Source organism: Paraburkholderia bryophila, from assembly GCF_003269035.1.
Classification (GTDB): domain Bacteria; phylum Pseudomonadota; class Gammaproteobacteria; order Burkholderiales; family Burkholderiaceae; genus Paraburkholderia; species Paraburkholderia bryophila.
The window spans coordinates 1-16103 of record NZ_QLTK01000009.1 but is presented as its reverse complement, the minus strand read 5'-3'; the positions used below and the strand labels follow the sequence as shown (position 1 = coordinate 16103).

17 protein-coding genes are annotated in these 16103 nt (G+C 62.0%); 6 read left to right on the top strand and 11 right to left on the bottom strand.

Annotated features, from left to right (window positions below; translation table 11 throughout):
- Positions 1–47: 47 nt before the first annotated feature.
- From BX591_RS15880 to BX591_RS15865, 4 genes are all read right to left on the bottom strand, one after another.
- Positions 48–1046, bottom strand: coding sequence for an NAD(P)H-dependent glycerol-3-phosphate dehydrogenase (locus tag BX591_RS15880; RefSeq protein ID WP_111932362.1), 999 nt, complete (start codon positions 1044–1046; stop codon positions 48–50).
- Between the two features lie 21 nt (positions 1047–1067).
- The gene (gene secB / locus BX591_RS15875; RefSeq protein ID WP_074762880.1) at positions 1068–1538 is read right to left on the bottom strand and encodes a protein-export chaperone SecB; all 471 of its coding nucleotides are present in this window, start codon (positions 1536–1538) and stop codon (positions 1068–1070) included.
- Positions 1539–1688: 150 nt separating this feature from the next.
- The gene (grxC, locus tag BX591_RS15870) at positions 1689–1952 is read right to left on the bottom strand and encodes a glutaredoxin 3 (protein WP_007179466.1); all 264 of its coding nucleotides are present in this window, start codon (positions 1950–1952) and stop codon (positions 1689–1691) included.
- The gene (locus BX591_RS15865) at positions 1949–2374 is read right to left on the bottom strand and encodes a rhodanese-like domain-containing protein (protein WP_035562459.1); all 426 of its coding nucleotides are present in this window, start codon (positions 2372–2374) and stop codon (positions 1949–1951) included. The genes grxC and BX591_RS15865 overlap by 4 nt, the downstream gene beginning before the upstream one ends.
- Before the next feature lie 139 nt (positions 2375–2513).
- Here BX591_RS15865 and gpmA point away from each other — a divergent pair, with 139 nt between their 5' ends.
- The 3 genes from gpmA to BX591_RS15850 all read left to right on the top strand — a co-directional run bounded on the left by gpmA (position 2514) and on the right by BX591_RS15850 (position 6078).
- Positions 2514–3260 carry a 2,3-diphosphoglycerate-dependent phosphoglycerate mutase gene (gpmA, locus tag BX591_RS15860; RefSeq protein WP_111932361.1) on the top strand — a complete coding sequence of 249 codons (747 nt, stop codon included), beginning with the start codon at positions 2514–2516 and terminating at the stop codon, positions 3258–3260.
- Positions 3261–3563: 303 nt separating this feature from the next.
- Positions 3564–5135 (top strand): S41 family peptidase, encoded by a 1572-nt coding sequence (locus BX591_RS15855; protein ID WP_111932360.1) that lies wholly within the window; start codon positions 3564–3566, stop codon positions 5133–5135.
- Between the two features lie 184 nt (positions 5136–5319).
- A complete protein-coding gene (locus BX591_RS15850) occupies positions 5320–6078 on the top strand; it encodes a HesA/MoeB/ThiF family protein (protein WP_111932359.1) in 759 nt (252 codons plus the stop codon).
- Between the two features lie 77 nt (positions 6079–6155).
- On the opposite strand, the gene ptsP is transcribed toward BX591_RS15850, so the two are convergent.
- From ptsP to BX591_RS15815, 7 genes are all read right to left on the bottom strand, one after another.
- On the bottom strand, positions 6156–7904 hold the full coding sequence (ptsP, locus tag BX591_RS15845) for a phosphoenolpyruvate--protein phosphotransferase (RefSeq protein WP_111932358.1): 1749 nt from the start codon (positions 7902–7904) through the stop codon (positions 6156–6158).
- 331 nt (positions 7905–8235) lie between these two features.
- The gene (locus BX591_RS15840; protein ID WP_007179472.1) at positions 8236–8505 is read right to left on the bottom strand and encodes an HPr family phosphocarrier protein; all 270 of its coding nucleotides are present in this window, start codon (positions 8503–8505) and stop codon (positions 8236–8238) included.
- A gap of 96 nt (positions 8506–8601) precedes the next feature.
- Complete coding sequence (locus BX591_RS15835; RefSeq protein ID WP_111932357.1) at positions 8602–9129, bottom strand: PTS sugar transporter subunit IIA; 528 nt, start codon at positions 9127–9129, stop codon at positions 8602–8604.
- A 323-nt stretch (positions 9130–9452) separates the two neighbouring features.
- A complete protein-coding gene (gshB, locus tag BX591_RS15830; protein WP_111932356.1) occupies positions 9453–10409 on the bottom strand; it encodes a glutathione synthase in 957 nt (318 codons plus the stop codon).
- Between the two features lie 100 nt (positions 10410–10509).
- Positions 10510–11799 (bottom strand): glutamate--cysteine ligase, encoded by a 1290-nt coding sequence (gene gshA, locus BX591_RS15825; protein WP_111932355.1) that lies wholly within the window; start codon positions 11797–11799, stop codon positions 10510–10512.
- A 237-nt stretch (positions 11800–12036) separates the two neighbouring features.
- Positions 12037–13545 carry an ammonium transporter gene (locus BX591_RS15820; protein ID WP_111932354.1) on the bottom strand — a complete coding sequence of 503 codons (1509 nt, stop codon included), beginning with the start codon at positions 13543–13545 and terminating at the stop codon, positions 12037–12039.
- Positions 13546–13589: 44 nt separating this feature from the next.
- Positions 13590–13928, bottom strand: a complete 339-nt coding sequence (locus BX591_RS15815; protein WP_006048089.1) for a P-II family nitrogen regulator — start codon at positions 13926–13928, stop codon at positions 13590–13592.
- Between the two features lie 397 nt (positions 13929–14325).
- Here BX591_RS15815 and BX591_RS15810 point away from each other — a divergent pair, with 397 nt between their 5' ends.
- The 3 genes from BX591_RS15810 (at position 14326) to BX591_RS36115 (ending at position 16045) form a co-directional block, all read left to right on the top strand.
- Positions 14326–14583: an accessory factor UbiK family protein gene (locus BX591_RS15810; protein WP_035553708.1), complete on the top strand. Its 258-nt coding sequence runs from the start codon at positions 14326–14328 to the stop codon at positions 14581–14583.
- A 124-nt stretch (positions 14584–14707) separates the two neighbouring features.
- Entirely contained in the window at positions 14708–14944 is a 237-nt protein-coding gene (locus tag BX591_RS15805) for a magnesium chelatase domain-containing protein (RefSeq protein WP_276330770.1), read from the top strand.
- 528 nt (positions 14945–15472) lie between these two features.
- A complete protein-coding gene (locus tag BX591_RS36115; protein WP_146749775.1) occupies positions 15473–16045 on the top strand; it encodes a hypothetical protein in 573 nt (190 codons plus the stop codon).
- Positions 16046–16103 lie beyond the last annotated feature (58 nt).

Here is a 16103-nt window from a genome sequence, read left to right as displayed (position 1 = left end):
GCCAGCCGTTCGGCGCTTTTACGCGCTAAACGGCTGGAAGACAACGCTTATTCCGCTTTGGAATCGCGCCGCAAAAGAGCGCTGACGGCGTCGCGAGGCGCCACGCCGTCGAACAGCACGGCGCAGACCGCCTGCGTGATCGGCATCTCGATCGCATGCGCGCGCGCAATGGCCAGAACGGCTTGCGCACAACGCACCCCTTCGGCCACGTGGCCGAGGCCGCCGAGAATGTCGTCGAGCGTACGGCCCGCGGCGAGTTGCACGCCGACCGTACGATTGCGCGACAGGTCGCCGGTGGCGGTCAGAATCAGATCGCCCAAACCAGTGAGACCCGTGAACGTTTCCGCCCGTCCACTGAGCGTCACGCCGAGGCGGGACATTTCGGCCAGACCACGCGTGATCAGCGCGGCCCGCGCGTTCAGACCGAGCCCGAGACCGTCGGCGATGCCGGTCGCGATCGCCAGCACGTTCTTCACCGCGCCGCCCACTTCCACGCCGACGACGTCGTCGCCGGTATAGATACGCATCGCGCCATGATGAAATGCGGCGACCGTGCGCTCGCGGCACACCGCCGAACCGCTCGCGATCGTCAGCGCGACCGGCAAGCCCTGCCCGACTTCTCGCGCGAAACTCGGACCGGACAGCACGCCATTGCTGGCATGCCCCGCCAGTTCGGCCGCCACCACCTGATGCGGCAGCAACTGCGAATCGGCTTCGAAACCCTTGCACAACCACACCACATGCGCTGGCACTTTGCCCGCGTCGCGCATGGCCTGAAACAGACCGCGCAAACCCGCCACGGGTGTTGCCACGACGCACAACGCGTCGTCGGCCAGCGCGTGGTCGAGCGCCGCGTTCAGGTTGGCTTCATAGCGAAGCGCCGCAGGCAAAGCAACGCCCGCCAGATAGCGGGCGTTTTCGTGCGAGGCGGAGAGGTCGGTAATGAGCGCGGCTTCGCGCGCCCACAACACCGTGTCGTGCCGTACGGCCAGATGGCCGGCGAGGGCTGTGCCCCATGCGCCGGCGCCAAGGACAGCAACCTTCATAGCCGGCACTGCCTCGGACACTTAGTGCGTGACGCCGTTCTGCGCCGCGCCTTCCTGGCTACCCATCTGCGCGAGGCGTTGCTCGTACAGCGCCTGGAAGTTGATCTCGGCGAGGTGGATCGGCGGGAAACCGGCGCGGGTGATCGCGTCGGCAATGTTCGAGCGCAGGTACGGGAACAGGATCGTCGGGCAGGCAATGCCGACCAGCGGATCGATCTGCTCGGCCGGAATGTTGCGGATGTCGAAAATACCGGCTTGCTTGGCTTCGATCAGGAACGCAACCTTGTCCGACACCTTGGCCGTGACCGTGCCCGTGACGAGGATTTCGAATACGGTGTCGGCGAGGCGCTCGGCCTTCACGTCGACTTCCACTTCCACCGACGGCATTTCCTGCTCGAGGAAGATGCCCGGCGAATTCGGCTGCTCGAGCGACATGTCCTTCAGGTAAATGCGCTGGATGTTGAAGAACGGCTGGTTATTCTCGTCGGACATGATGAAGTGATTCCCTGATAGGTATGCGTAACGGCGGCCCATGCCTGCATGGACCGCCAGATCGTTGCGGCGCGCCGCCCACCCGGATCGGGCGAGGATGCGCCGGCTTGTATTTCACCCGCCCATTCGAGCGCCGGTCGGCGCGCGAAGTCAGGCGGTTGCTTCGAGCAGCGGCATCAAACCGCCCGCGCGGTCGAGCGCGGACAGGTCATCGTACCCGCCGACATGCGTCTCGCCGATGAACACCTGCGGCACCGTGCGACGACCCGTCCGGGTCATCATTTCTTCACGACGGGCCGGGTCCTTGTCGATCAGTACCTTCTCAACATGCTCGACGCCGCGCGACTTTAAAAGACGTTCGGCCATCTGGCAATACGGGCACACCTGGGTGCTGTACATGATCACTTTGTTCACTTGGCTGCTCCTTGTTTCACGACCGGCATACCGGCTTTCTGCCAGGCGTCGACACCGCCTTCGAGAACATGGACTTCGGCATACCCTGCATCCTGCACGATACGCGCTGCCTTGTTCGACTGCTGGCCGGTCTGGCAAACCAGCAGTACCGGGTTGTTCTTGTTTTTGACGAGTTGCGCGACTTTCGCCTGCAATTCGGCAAATTCAAGCTGCCGTGCCGCGGGCAAATGGCCCTTGGCGAACTCGGCGGACGGCCGCAGATCGATGACCGCCGCATTGCGCCGATTGATCAGTTGGGTGGCTTCAGCGGCCGACAGGCCACCGCGCCCACGCCGGCTGATCGTCGGCCACAGCAGCAACCCACCAGAGATGAGGACGATAGCGATCAGTACAAGGTTTGTGTAATCAGTGAAAAACTTCACGGAAAATCCGCCGAAAAAGAGAGAAATCGAAAAGGGCAATCCAGCCATTATAAAATAACCGTCTGACGCGATGGCGACGCTCCGTCAAACGAGCCCTCGCAACGCTTTTACCGCTTCCTTACTACCGACCGGCAATCTCATGTACAAACTCGTTCTCATCCGCCACGGCGAATCGACGTGGAACAAGGAAAACCGCTTCACCGGCTGGGTCGACGTCGACCTCACCGAACAGGGCAACCGGGAAGCGCAGCAGGCAGGCGTGCTGCTGAAGGAATCGGGCTACACGTTCGATATCGCCTACACGTCGGTGCTCAAACGCGCCATTCGCACGCTGTGGCACGTGCAGGACAAGATGGATCTGATGTACCTGCCGGTGGTGCATTCGTGGCGCCTGAACGAGCGCCACTACGGCGCGCTGTCGGGTCTGAACAAGGCCGAAACCGCCGCGAAGTTCGGCGACGAGCAGGTGCTGGTCTGGCGCCGCAGCTACGACACGCCGCCGCCGGCCCTGGAGCCGACCGACGAACGCGCGCCGTACGACGATCCGCGTTACGCCAAGGTGCCGCGCGAACAGCTGCCGCTGACCGAATGCCTGAAAGACACGGTGGCGCGTGTGCTGCCGCTGTGGAACGAGTCGATCGCGCCGGCCATCAAGTCGGGCCGCAAGGTCGTGATCGCCGCCCACGGCAACTCGATCCGTGCCATGGTGAAGTACCTCGACAATATTTCCGACGACGACATCGTCGGGCTGAATATTCCGAACGGCGTGCCGCTCGTCTATGAACTCGACGAGAACCTGAAGCCGATCAAGCATTACTACCTGGGCGACCAGGAAGCGATCGCCAAGGCACAAGCCGCGGTCGCCAAGCAAGGCAAGGCCGGCTGATCAGCGTTACCTGCGAAGGCCGATGTTCCGGCCTTCGTCCCTCTCTTGCAGCACGGCCATTTCGCAGCCACTCTGCTGCCATTTTCCAGCCATGTGCATGCGGCCTTCCTGCTGCTTCGCATGCGCTTTGGCCGTTACCGCACATTACTTCGCGTCGCGGGTACGATCTCACGAACCAGGCTTGGCCTGCGCTGTCGAATCACGATTGCCTGCGCTGCGCCCTTTGTGGGCGGGTGTGCAGTTATACTTGTCCGTCCCCATCTCTATCGACGCTGCCACGCGCTTCCGACCGCAACAGACTCTATGCGAAAGAACCTGAAAAATATCGGCCTGATTGCCGCGGGCCTTGCTACCGGTGTATTTGCCACCCTGCAACTGTCGGCCTCGGCCCAGCAACCCGCCAGCGCCGCATCAAGCACCGCCACGCCGCTGCCGCTGGACCAGCTCAGGCTCTTTGCCGAAGTGTTCGGGCAAATCAAGCACGAGTACGTCGAACCGGTCGACGACAAGAAGCTCCTCACCGCAGCCATCAAGGGCATGGTGGCGAGTCTCGACCCGCACTCGTCGTATCTCGACAAGACCGATTACGAAGAACTGCAGGAGCAGACCAAGGGTCGCTTCGCGGGTCTCGGCATCGAAATTTCGTCGGAAGACGGCCTGATCAAGGTGATTTCGCCGATCGAAGACACGCCAGCGTTCCGCGCCGGCATTCGTCCGGGCGACCTGATCACGCGCATTAACGACAAGCCGGTTCGCGGCATGACGCTCGACCAGGCGGTCAAGCAGATGCGCGGCGACCCGGGCACCAAGGTCACGCTCACGATCTTCCGCAAGACCGACGACCGCACGTTCCCGCTCACGGTCACGCGCGCAATCATCAAGGTCCAGTCGGTCAAGATGAAGATTCTCGCGCCGGGCTACGCGTATATCCGTATCACGAGCTTCCAGGAACGCACCACGCCTGACCTGGCCGCTCGCCTGCAGGACATCGCGCGTCAGCAGCCGAACCTGAAGGGTCTCGTGCTCGACCTGCGCAACAACGGCGGCGGTCTGCTGCAAAGCGCGGTCGGCGTGGCCGGCGCGTTCCTGCCGCCGGATTCGGTGGTGGTGTCGACCAACGGCCAGATTCCGGACTCGAAGCAGGTCTACCGCGATACCTACGACAACTACCGTCTGCAGTCTTTCGACAGCGATCCGCTGAAAGACGAAGCACCGATCTTCAAGACCGTGCCGATGGTCGTGCTGACCAACGCGTACTCCGCGTCGGCGTCGGAAATCGTCGCGGGCGCGCTGCAGGATCAGCATCGTGCGCTGATCGTCGGCAAGACCACCTTCGGCAAGGGCTCGGTGCAAACCGTGCGCCCCATGACCGCCGATACCGCGCTGCGTCTGACCACGGCGTACTACTACACGCCGAGCGGCCGCTCGATCCAGAACAAGGGCATCCGTCCTGACATCGCGGTCGACCAGTACGCCGAAGGCGATCCGGACGATGCACTCGTCACGCGCGAAGTCGACTACTCGAATCACCTTGCGAACACGCAAGATCCGAACGAGAAGAAGGAAGCGGAACAGCGTGAAACGGATCGCATGGAACAACTGCGCATCCTCGAGGAGCAGAACGACAAGAAGACGCCGGAACAGCGCCAGAAGGATCGTGAGCGCAAGCCGGTGGAATTCGGCTCGAACGACGACTTCATGCTGCAGCAGGCGTTGAACAAGCTCGAAAACAAGCCGGTGCAGGAATCGAAATCGCTGAGCGAGCGTCGTCTGGCGCAGAGCAAGCCGGCCACGTCGGCATCCGCGCCGGTCGCGGTGAAGCCCACCCAGCCGGTTCCGGGTGCATCGGCACCGGCCGCCGCGCCGAGCAAGTAAGCAGCAAGCTTTAGCGCTTTAGTGTGTAACTCCGGGTGTCTGCGCCGAAAACCATCGCGGCAAAGACACCCGGTATCAGCCGCACGCCATCAGCCGTTCCCTTCGCGCGATTAAAATAACGAAAACGCGCACCGCAGACCGCTTGTCTGCGTTTCACAGCGCGCACACCCATACGCGCCCCGCCATGAACGACGATCAACTCCTCCGCTATTCCCGCCATATCCTCGTCGACGAAATCGGCATCGAGGCGCAGCAGCGTTTTATCGACGCGCACGCGATCATCGTCGGTGCGGGCGGATTGGGCTCGCCCGCGGCGATGTATCTCGCCGCGGCGGGCGTCGGCCGTCTCACGCTGGTCGATGCCGATACGGTCGACCTGACCAATCTGCAGCGGCAGATCCTGCATGCGACCGCATCGGTCGGGCGCAAGAAAGTGGAGTCGGGGCGTGACGCGCTTGCGCAGATCAACCCCGAGGTCGTGGTGAACGCGGTAGACGAACGCATCGACGACGCATGGCTCGATCGCGAAGTGCCGCACGCCACCGTCGTGCTCGATTGCACGGATAACTTCGCGACACGCCACGCCATCAACCGCGCCTGCGTGAAGCACGGCGTGCCGCTGGTGTCGGGCGCGGCGTTGCGCTTCGACGGCCAGATCAGCACCTTCGATTTCCGCGAAGAAGCCTCGCCCTGCTATGCGTGCGTGTTCCCGGAAGACCAGCCGTTCGAGGAAGTCGCGTGCTCGACCATGGGCGTGTTCGCGCCGACCGTCGGCATCATCGGCTCGATGCAGGCCGCCGAGGCGCTGAGGGTCGTCGGCGGCATCGGCACACCGCTGGTGGGCCGTTTGATGATGCTCGATTCGTTGCGAATGGAATGGACCACGATGCGGATCGCAAGGCAGCCGGATTGCCCGGTATGTGGGCACGCGCATTCGGAATGAAGCGACCGCGCCACAACGCCCAATAAAAAACGCCGCAACTTTTCAGTGCGGCGTTTTTCTTTAGAAGCGTCGAAACATCAAACCAGCGTCACCCGCTTGAGCGCCGCCTGCACCTCTTCCGGTTCGAACGAAGCCAGCACATCGGCCACCGGCTTTTCCAGCGTTTTCAGATGCGAGCGCAGCACTTCCTGCTTGACCACCAGAATCTGGCTCGGGTGCATCGAGAACTCGGTGAGGCCCATGCCGAGCAACAAGCGCGTCAACGCCGGATCACCCGCCATTTCGCCGCACACCGAGACCGGCACACCCGCCCGCTTCGCCTCGCGCAGCGTGAAGGCGATCAGATGCAGCACCGCCGGATGCAATGGGTCGTACAGATGCGCGACCGAGTTGTCCGCCCGATCGATCGCCAGCGTGTACTGGATCAGATCGTTTGTGCCGATCGACAGGAAATCGAGTCGCTTCAGGAACAGCGGCAACGCAATCGCGGCGGCCGGAATCTCGATCATCGCGCCGACCTGCACGTTCGGATCGTAGGCCATGCCCGCGTCATCCAACTGACGCTTGGCTTCGCGAATCAGGTCGAGCGTCTGGTCGATTTCCTGTGCATGCGCAAGCATCGGAATCAGAATCTTCACCGTGCCGAACGCGGACGCTCGCAGGATCGCGCGCAACTGCGTGAGGAACATCTGCGGCTCGGACAGGCTCCAGCGAATCGCCCTGAGCCCCAAAGCGGGATTCGCGGCGGTTTCGTAACCGTCGCCGCCGCTCATCGAATCGAGCGGCTTGTCGGCGCCCACGTCGATCGTGCGGATCGTGACCGGCAACCCGTTCATCAACTCCACCGCGCGACGGTATGCGCCAAACTGCTCTTCCTCTTCCGGCAGCCGGTCCTTGTGATTCATGAACAGGAACTCGGTGCGGAACAGTCCCACCCCGGTCGCACCCGAATCGACCGCGGCTTTCGCGTCCTCCGGCAACTCGATATTCGCACATAGTTCGATACGCGTGCCGCACAGCGTTTGCGTGGGCGAAAACTTCAGCCGCTGCAGCTTGCGCTGCTCCAGCGCTTTTTCACTCTGGCGGTACGAGTACTCTTCGAGCACGATCGGCGCCGGATCGACAATCACGATGCCATGATCGCCGTCGACAATGATCAGGTCGTCCTGGCGAATCAGCGCGCTTGCGTGCTGCACGCCCACTGCGGCCGGAATGCCCAGACTACGCGCGACGATCGCCGTATGCGACGTGCGGCCGCCGAGATCGGTGACAAAGCCTTGAAACGTTTGCGTTTTGAATTGCATCATGTCGGCCGGCGCGATGTCGTGCGCGACCACGATCATCTCGTCGCACGCGCCATGCACGTCGTCGCCCAACCCCACCGATGCCCCCGCCAGCGCCTTCAGCACGCGCTCCACCACCTGTTCGATATCGGCTTTGCGCTCGCGCAAATATTCGTCTTCGATATCGTCGAAGTGGCGCGACAGACGCTCGAGCTGTTCGGTCAGCGCCCACTCCACGTTGTAGCGGCGTGTGCGGATCAGATCGATGGTTTCCTGCACGAGCATCGCATCGTTCAGGATCATTGAATGAACGTTGATGAACGCGCCCATTTCGCTCGGCGCGTCGGCCGCGAGATCGGCGCGCAACGCGTCGAGCTCATGGTGCACCTGTTGCTGCGCCGCGCGAAAACGCTCGACCTCGCCCTCGATCTGGGCGGGTTCGATCAGATAGTGGTCTACGTCAAGTGCAGCCGGGGCGATCAGATAAGCCCGCCCGATGGCGATACCGCGTGACACGGGAATTCCATGCAGCGTGAAGGACACGCGCACCTCCTCTAGTTGTGTGATGCCGCGGCAAACCGCTGCAATGCTCTCAGACTCTCGTCGTCATTATAAATTCCGCGCTGTTTGCACGTAGGTTGGGCCTGTGTGCAGCGCAGCACGAAAAATCGTAAGCGGCACGACGATCCGCCTTCACCGGGCTTGCGTTCGGACTACGCAAACCTTAATCAAATCTGCCTGCCTCTTCGTTGCGCTTTCGCAGAGTTCTCAAGCGCGCTTCTCATGCGCGTCTTGATCTACTCATTGTCGCGCGCTAAAAAAAACGCCGCGGATAGCCGCGGCGTTTGTGCTTATCGCAACCTGCACGCGCAACTTACTGACCTTCGCCGAATTTATCGGCAATCAGTTTCAACAATGCGTCCATGGCTTCCTTTTCGTCGGCCCCTTCGGTTTCGATCAGCACCGTGCTGCCGATCCCCGCGGCCAGCATCATGACGCCCATGATGCTCTTGGCGTTGATACGGCGGCCGTTACGGCTCATCCAGATTTCCGCCTGGTAGTTGCCCGCGAGTTGCGTCAACTTGGCCGACGCGCGCGCGTGCAGCCCCAGCTTGTTCACAATAGTCGTTTCCTGTTGCAGCATGTGATGGTCCGAAGCGCGGGTAAGTGTTGTGGTGAAATGTGAAACTGCAAACCGCTTGCAATGCGTTTGAAGCCTGGGCCAAACCGACCAGTCTGCCTAGAGGCCGGCCGAATCGGTTTTCTGGGTCAGGTCGGCGCCGACCGGCAACGTGGGCAGACAGTCGCCCGGTGCCGCGTCGGGCGGCAAGGCCGGAAGACAATCGCCCGAGGCCGCGCACGGTGCGACGGGCGCCGGCGTGGCGGGTCCGATCGCATGCACGCCCTTAGTGGCGCCGGCGAGCGCCTTGTCGACCAACGTGTCGAGCGGCGTGGCGCGATAACAGACCGCGCGCACCAGCATCGGCAAATTGACGCCGCACAGCACGCGCACGTCCGGCAGCGTCGCGAGCCGCCCCGCGATATTCGCGGGCGTGGCGCCGAACATGTCGGTGAGCACGAGCGCGCCGTTTTCTTCCCTGAGACGCTCGATCTCGGCGTTCGCGAAAGCGACCCGTTCAACCGGATCGCAATCCGGCGAGACGTCGATCACGCCGATGCGTGCCGGCAAGCCACCATAGATGTGCGAAATACAATCGCGCAACGCGGTGGCGAACGGAGCGTGCGCAATGATCAGAATGCCTGCCATATCAGCCTTACTGCAAAAGAACGGCCCCGAACCGTGGACCGGGACAAAGCCCTGGCCCCAAGCGCCCTCGACCGGCCGTGGGCCATGAGGACCGGAACGCATCATCTGACGAGCCTGGCGCCGTGCCGGACAGGACGCCGGTAGCGCTGAAAAACGGCTCGATCACAGTCCGCAACCTATGCCCCGGGCATCGCTCGGATGCCGTCGATTCGGCTTGGCGCGGGAGAGCGGGCATTGTAGCAGGCCCATTTTCGCGCCAAAGCCGGTGTTCTGCCTGATGCGGATTTACTACACAATTTGGGGGCCGCGGCGGGCATTCAAGGCTAGGCCGCCGCGCGCTCCAACGCGTCGATAAACATGGCGGCGACGTCGAAACCGGTCTGATCCATGATCTCGCGGAAACAGGTCGGGCTCGTGACGTTCACCTCGGTCAGCCAGTCGCCGATCGCATCCAGTCCGGCCAGCAGCAAACCGCGTGCGGCCAGCACCGGTGCGAGCGTGTCGGCAATCTTGCGGTCATGTTCGGTCAGCGGACGCGCCACGCCGAGGCCGCCGGCCGCCAGATTGCCGCGCACTTCATTGCCCTGAGGAATCCGCGCCAGCGAATACGGCACCGCTTCGCCGCCGATCAGCAGAATGCGCTTGTCGCCTTCCTTGATTTCGGGGATGAACTTCTGCGCCATCACCGAACGCGCGCCGTCGTGGCTCAGCATTTCGATGATCGAACCCAGGTTCATGCCGTCCGCCTTCACGCGGAACACGCCCATGCCGCCCATGCCGTCGAGCGGTTTCAGAATCACGTCGCCATGCTGTTCGTGGAACGCGCGCAAGCGTGCCGCGTCGCGCGTGACCAGCGTGGGCGTGACGAACTGCGCGAATTCGCCGATCGCGAGCTTTTCCGAATGGTCGCGAATCGCTTGCGGCTTGTTGAAGATGCGCGCGCCGTCGCGCTCGGCCATTTCGAGCAGCCACGTCGACGTGACGTATTCCATGTCGAACGGCGGGTCCTTGCGCATCACCACGGCGCTGAAACTCTTGAGCGAGCGCGCTGCGGGCGCGTCGGCGGCGTACCACGTGTCGCGATGCAGATCGGTCACGTCGCCGACAATCGCGAAGCGCTGCACGTTCGCCTCGACGTCGCCGCCGGTCCACGCCAGATGCTTCGGTTCGCAGGCGTACACCGTGTGGCCACGGCGTGCCGCTTCGGCCATCATCGCGTAGGTCGAGTCTTTGTAGATCTTGAACTGCGTGAGCGGATCGGCGATGAAAAGAATGTCCATGAAGGTCCCGGTGCGCCCTGATGGGCTTGGCATTGAGCGTCAAACTACGCGTTGAAAATGACAATGGCGGCACGCGCCGCCATCGACCACCCTGGGTGGCTTAAACCTGAATCGCTTCCGGATCGGTCTTTTCCAGTTCGACCGAAGCGGCCAGCAACCCGAGCCGCGCCACCACGCCATACATATAGAAACGGTTCGGCGGCGCCGCGCCGGGCTTGGCATGCGCGTCCGGCAACGCCGTGTGTTCGAAGCCGAGCGGCACGAAGTGCATGCCGGGCGCATTCAGATTCTGATCGCGCTCCCGGCTGCCGTGCACGCGGTAGAAACCGCCCACGACGTACCGGTCGATCATGTACACGACCGGTTCCGCGACTTCGTCGCCGAGCCGTTCGAAGGTGTACACGCCTTCCTGCACGATCACGTCATGCACTTCGAGGCCGTCTTTGGTGGCCGCCATCTTGGCACGTTCGCGCTTGGTGAGCGCGGCCACCTCGGAGGCGTCGTGCACCGTCATCACGCCCATACCATACGTGCCGGCGTCCGATTTGATCACGACATACGGTTTTTCGGAGATACCGTACTCGCGATACTTCTTGGCGATCTTCTTCAGCACACCGTCGATCGCATCCGCCAGCGCTTCCTCGCCGGTGCGCTCCTGGAAGTCGACGCCTTCCACATGCGCGAAGTACGGATTGATCATCCATGGATCGATCTCGACCATCTTCGCGAATTTCTTGGCGACGTCGTCATAGCAGGAGAAATGCGTCGACTTGCGACGCACGGCCCAGCCGGCATGCAACGGCGGCAGCAGATACTGCTCGTGCAGATTTTCCAGAATCGGCGGAATTCCGCCTGACAGATCATTGTTCAGCAGAATCGAACAGGGATCGAAATTCTTCAGCCCCAGACGCCGCGGCGTGCGTTCGAGCGGTTCGAGCACGAGCTTCTGGCCGTCGGACAACGCGATCGTGACCGGTCCGTTGATGCTTTCGTCGAGCGTGCCGAAACGCACGTTCAAGCCGGCCTGACGCATGATCGCCGCCAGCCGGGCGACGTTCTCGAGATAAAACGTGTTACGGGTATGGCGCTCGGGAATCACCAGCAGGTTCTTCGCGTCCGGGCAGATCTTTTCGATCGACGCCATCGCGGCCTGCACGGCGAGCGGCAGCACTTCCTGCGGCAGATTGTTGAATGCGCCGGGGAACAGATTGGTGTCGACCGGCGCGAGCTTGAAGCCCGCGTTACGCAGATCGACCGAACAGTAGAACGGCGGCGTGTGCTCCTGCCATTCGAGCCGGAACCAACGTTCGATGGCAGGCGTGGCGTCGAGGATCTTCCGCTCGAGGTCGAGCAGCGGGCCGTTTAACGCCGTAACTAGGTGCGGAACCATTGATCACTCGCAGACTGGAGAAAAAAGATTGTATTGCAAATGCTTTGCCCATTTGGGGACGGTTTCTCCATTCGCAAGCGAATGCGAATGCATTCTCGCTATCGTGATGATAGGCGGGGAAATCTGCTGTTTCCAAGATAAGCGCCAAGAAAAAAGCCCGCCATGAAAGGCGGGCCAAAATCGCTGCGCTTGTTGCTTGTCGGGTCAGCGCCGCTGGGCGGCGCCGACTGCCTGGGTTTATTCGACGTGTTCGCCGTGCAGGCTCACGTCCAGACCTTCGCGTTCCTGTTCTTCCGTCACGCGGATGCCCATTACCATATCGATCACCTTCAGCAGGATGTAGCTCACCACGCCGCTGTAGACCAGCGTCGTCAGCACGCCCTTGGCTTGCAGGATCACGCTGCCGTCCGCGCCGCCAATGTCCTTGACCGCAAACACACCGGTCAGCAGCGCACCCACGATACCGCCGATGCAGTGCACGCCGAACGCGTCGAGCGAATCGTCGTAACCGAGCTTGTGCTTGAGCCACGTGGCCGACCAGAAGCAGATCACGCCTGCCGCAATTCCGATCACCAGCGAACCCGTCATACCGACGAAGCCCGAAGCCGGCGTAATCGCCACCAGACCCGCCACGGCGCCCGACACGATACCGAGTACCGACGGCTTACCCTTGGTCGCCCATTCGGCGAACATCCATGCGAGTGCTGCGGCTGCCGTTGCCACTTGCGTGGCGAACATCGCGAAACCGGCACGGCCGTCTGCCGCCACTGCCGAACCCGCGTTGAAGCCGAACCAGCCCACCCACAGCATCGCGCCACCAATCAGCGTGAGCGTCAGGTTGTGCGGCGCCATCGCTTCCTTGCCGTAACCGACACGCTTGCCGAGCACCAGCGCGCAGACCAGCGCCGCGATACCGGCGTTGATGTGCACCACCGTGCCGCCCGCGAAGTCGAGAATGCCCGCGCTAGCCAGCCAGCCGGTCGGTTCCCAGACCATGTGCGCGATCGGCGAGTAGACGATGATCGACCACAGCGTCATGAACACCAGCATCGCCGAGAACTTCATACGGTCGGCAAACGCGCCCGTGATCAGCGCCGGGGTGATGATCGCGAACGTCATCTGATAGACGACGTAGACCGTTTCGGGAATCGTCGGGGCGAGGTGGCTGACGGTCAGCGTCGTGGCCTTGTCGCCCTTGATGTAGTTCATGCCCGCCATGAAGAAGCGCGAGAAGCCGCCGATGAACGAGTTGCCCGGCGTGAAGGCCAGCGTGTAGCCGATCACCACCCAGATGATCGACACCAGGCAGGTGATCGCGAAGCTTTGCATCAGGATCGCGAGCACGCTTTTCTTGCGGACCATGCCGCCGTAGAACAGCGCCAGACCCGGGATCGTCATGAACAGCACGAGCGCGGTGGAGGTCAGCATCCAGGCGGTGTCGCCCGAGTTGATCTTCGACGAATCGACCGAGAACGGCGCGGTCGGGGCAGCCGGCGCAGCGTCCGATGCTGCTGGTGCGGCGGCAGCGGCGCTGGCAGCCGGCGCGGCGGACGCGTCAGCGGCCGGTGCCGAAGCCGCGGCAGCGGCAGGCGCCGCTGAAGCGTCCGGCGCCGGCGCACTCGCCGTCGTATCGGAAGCAGCGGCCGAGGCGGCTGCGGGGGCGGAAGCGTCGTCCGCGAGGGCGGCGCCGATACCGCCCGCGAGCAGCGAACCGGCCATCAGCAAGGACATCAATAGTTTGCGCATCTTCGTTTCCTCTTGTCGCTTATCTGTGTCGCTATCTTTTGGTGTTACAGAGCGTCCGCGCCGGTCTCCCCGGTGCGAATCCGGATGACCTGTTCGATCGGCGTGACGAAAATCTTGCCGTCGCCGATCTTGCCGGTGCGCGCGGCGCGTTCGAGCGCCTCGATCGCCTGATCGACGATGTCGTCCGACACGGCGGCCTCGATCTTCACCTTCGGCAGGAAATCCACCACGTATTCGGCGCCGCGATACAGCTCCGTGTGACCCTTCTGGCGGCCGAAGCCTTTGACTTCCGTCACCGTGATGCCCGAAACGCCGATGGCCGACAAGGCTTCGCGCGCCTCATCGAGCTTGAACGGCTTGATGATTGCGGTAATGAGTTTCATGAAATCCCTCGCTAAGTTGCGTAACCCGTTGCGTAACCCGTTTGCGTACTCGTAACCCGTTCGCGTGGTCTCGTTTCGCCACCGGTAAAAAGCTCCCGGCAGTGCGCGCGGGGCAGTAACAGCAACTCGCATGCCATGTTGTGTCAGACTGCGCACCGGGCACGCCGGCAAAGGGGCGCAAGCGGCCCTGGCCGGATGGCCAACGTTGGCCGGGCGCGCTGGCGCGGCGTTTGGATCGTTGCTAGAGTGTTCGAAGGTTTTGAACGCACGGGCGCGCACCAAAGGCGCTCATGCGGCAACGGCACGCAACGGGCAATGCACCAAGACCGCCCATTCGCCGTAACAAAGCACAGACGTAACGAAACATGCACATTTTTTGTGCACCAAGGGGAACACCATGAAACAACCGAACGACGTTTTTAACGACTTCCAGGCACGCATGAGCGAGCTGTTCAAGAACTCGCCGGCCAAAGATGTCGAACGCAACGTCAAAGCCATGCTGTCGCAGGGTTTTTCGAAACTCGACCTGGTCACGCGTGAAGAATTCGATACGCAGACGCAGGTGCTGGTGCGCACCCGCGCACGCCTTGAAGAACTGGAACGCCGTGTCGCCGAGCTCGAACAGAAGCTGCCGGTCGCGACCCAGACGCCGTAACGCTTGACTGCGCAGCGTCAGCGCTGCCGCAGTGCTGTCCACCTCACAGGCAAGCGAGCCGTGACGTCATCAGCGTTTTAGGGGATTTGCGCGCGCCCCGGCGCGCCGTCCGACGGGAGAAAACATGTCGCTTGCCGTGGTGCGCAGTCGCGCGCCGGCCTCTGGCCGCGCGCCTGAAGTAACCGTCGAGGTCCACCTCGCCAACGGATTACCCTCTTTTTCGATCGTCGGCCTGCCTGATCTGGAAGTGCGCGAAAGCCGCGAGCGCGTGCGCGCGGCGCTGCAGAACTGCAACTTCGATTTCCCCGTGCGACGTATCACGATAATTTTCCAGACTTGTAAAATTGTCAAACGTGCTTGAGTGCCCTATAACAAAGGGATTGCGCGTTGTCGCATGCTCAGAGAAATTGACATGCACAAAACTCGGGTTGGAACCATAACGCTCTGTTTCGACACTAATAAAATACGGGCTGAGGTCTGGAACGGCCCCCGTTGTACGGGCAAGGATCTTACGTCGTTGGCCGTGTTGGGCAGGCAGGCAGAGCCACTCCTCGTTGCTATTTGCCGACGGCTCACCGGTCTGAGGTTCTATTCGCGGCTCAACGTGCTCACCACTGCTTCTGCGCTGGGGGACGCCCTCACTGCTCTGCGTTACAAGTCGTTGCCCGACTCTGCCGAGGCGTGGCAGATATTTGTGGTCGATGCCTACAGGTTTTGTCTTACTCGGCCCGATCGCACAAGTAAGTTACGAACGAGGCTGGAAGAATGGGTCCGCTACTGGCTCCCACTCCTGAGCAATCTCCAGCAAACGACTGAATTCCTACCCGCTGGCGTCATTTTCCCGAGGCCACCGGCCAATTTTCTTCCAAGACGATGGAACGAGCCGGCCGTGGCGGCTGAGGAGGGAGAACCACCGGATAAAGACGACAAGGAATCGCTAATCGTCGGCATTTCGCTCGCTCGCACCGACGCGGCTTACCTCGATGAAGTCGAGGCTGAGCTGTCGCGTCGACGAGCGATTCTTCATCGCGTCTTCAGCGCACACTGGCAAACAGTCGTTGAGCACTTTGACTATGGACAAAGGCTAATGAGCAAAACGAGTCCATTGACAATAGCGAGACTGATTAAACAGGACCGCTCGGGGACTGGCCGATCCAGGCAAAGCCTTGCAGACCATCCGACTGGGGGCCACAGCGAGCGCTCTCTGGCCGACCTGCTCGCCGTTATCCGCTATCGTCATAGCGCGTGGGCGGAACGAGATTATTTCGGCAACGATCACCTACTTCCGAGATCAGGTCTCTTTGCGTTTCCTCCCGGCGCACCCGAGGTTCCGTTTTCACACATTAACCGATTCAGGCGGCTGAACTGGATGCTCGGAAACCTGACGAGTCTAGATCTCGCGATAGCGGCTGCGCTTCTGGTTATTGTTGATTTGCACGGAATCCTGACCCACCCTGCGTAGTAATTTGCATCGAATATTGACCCACGTAGAACACTGACCTGCTCGGCAACGGGCGGGG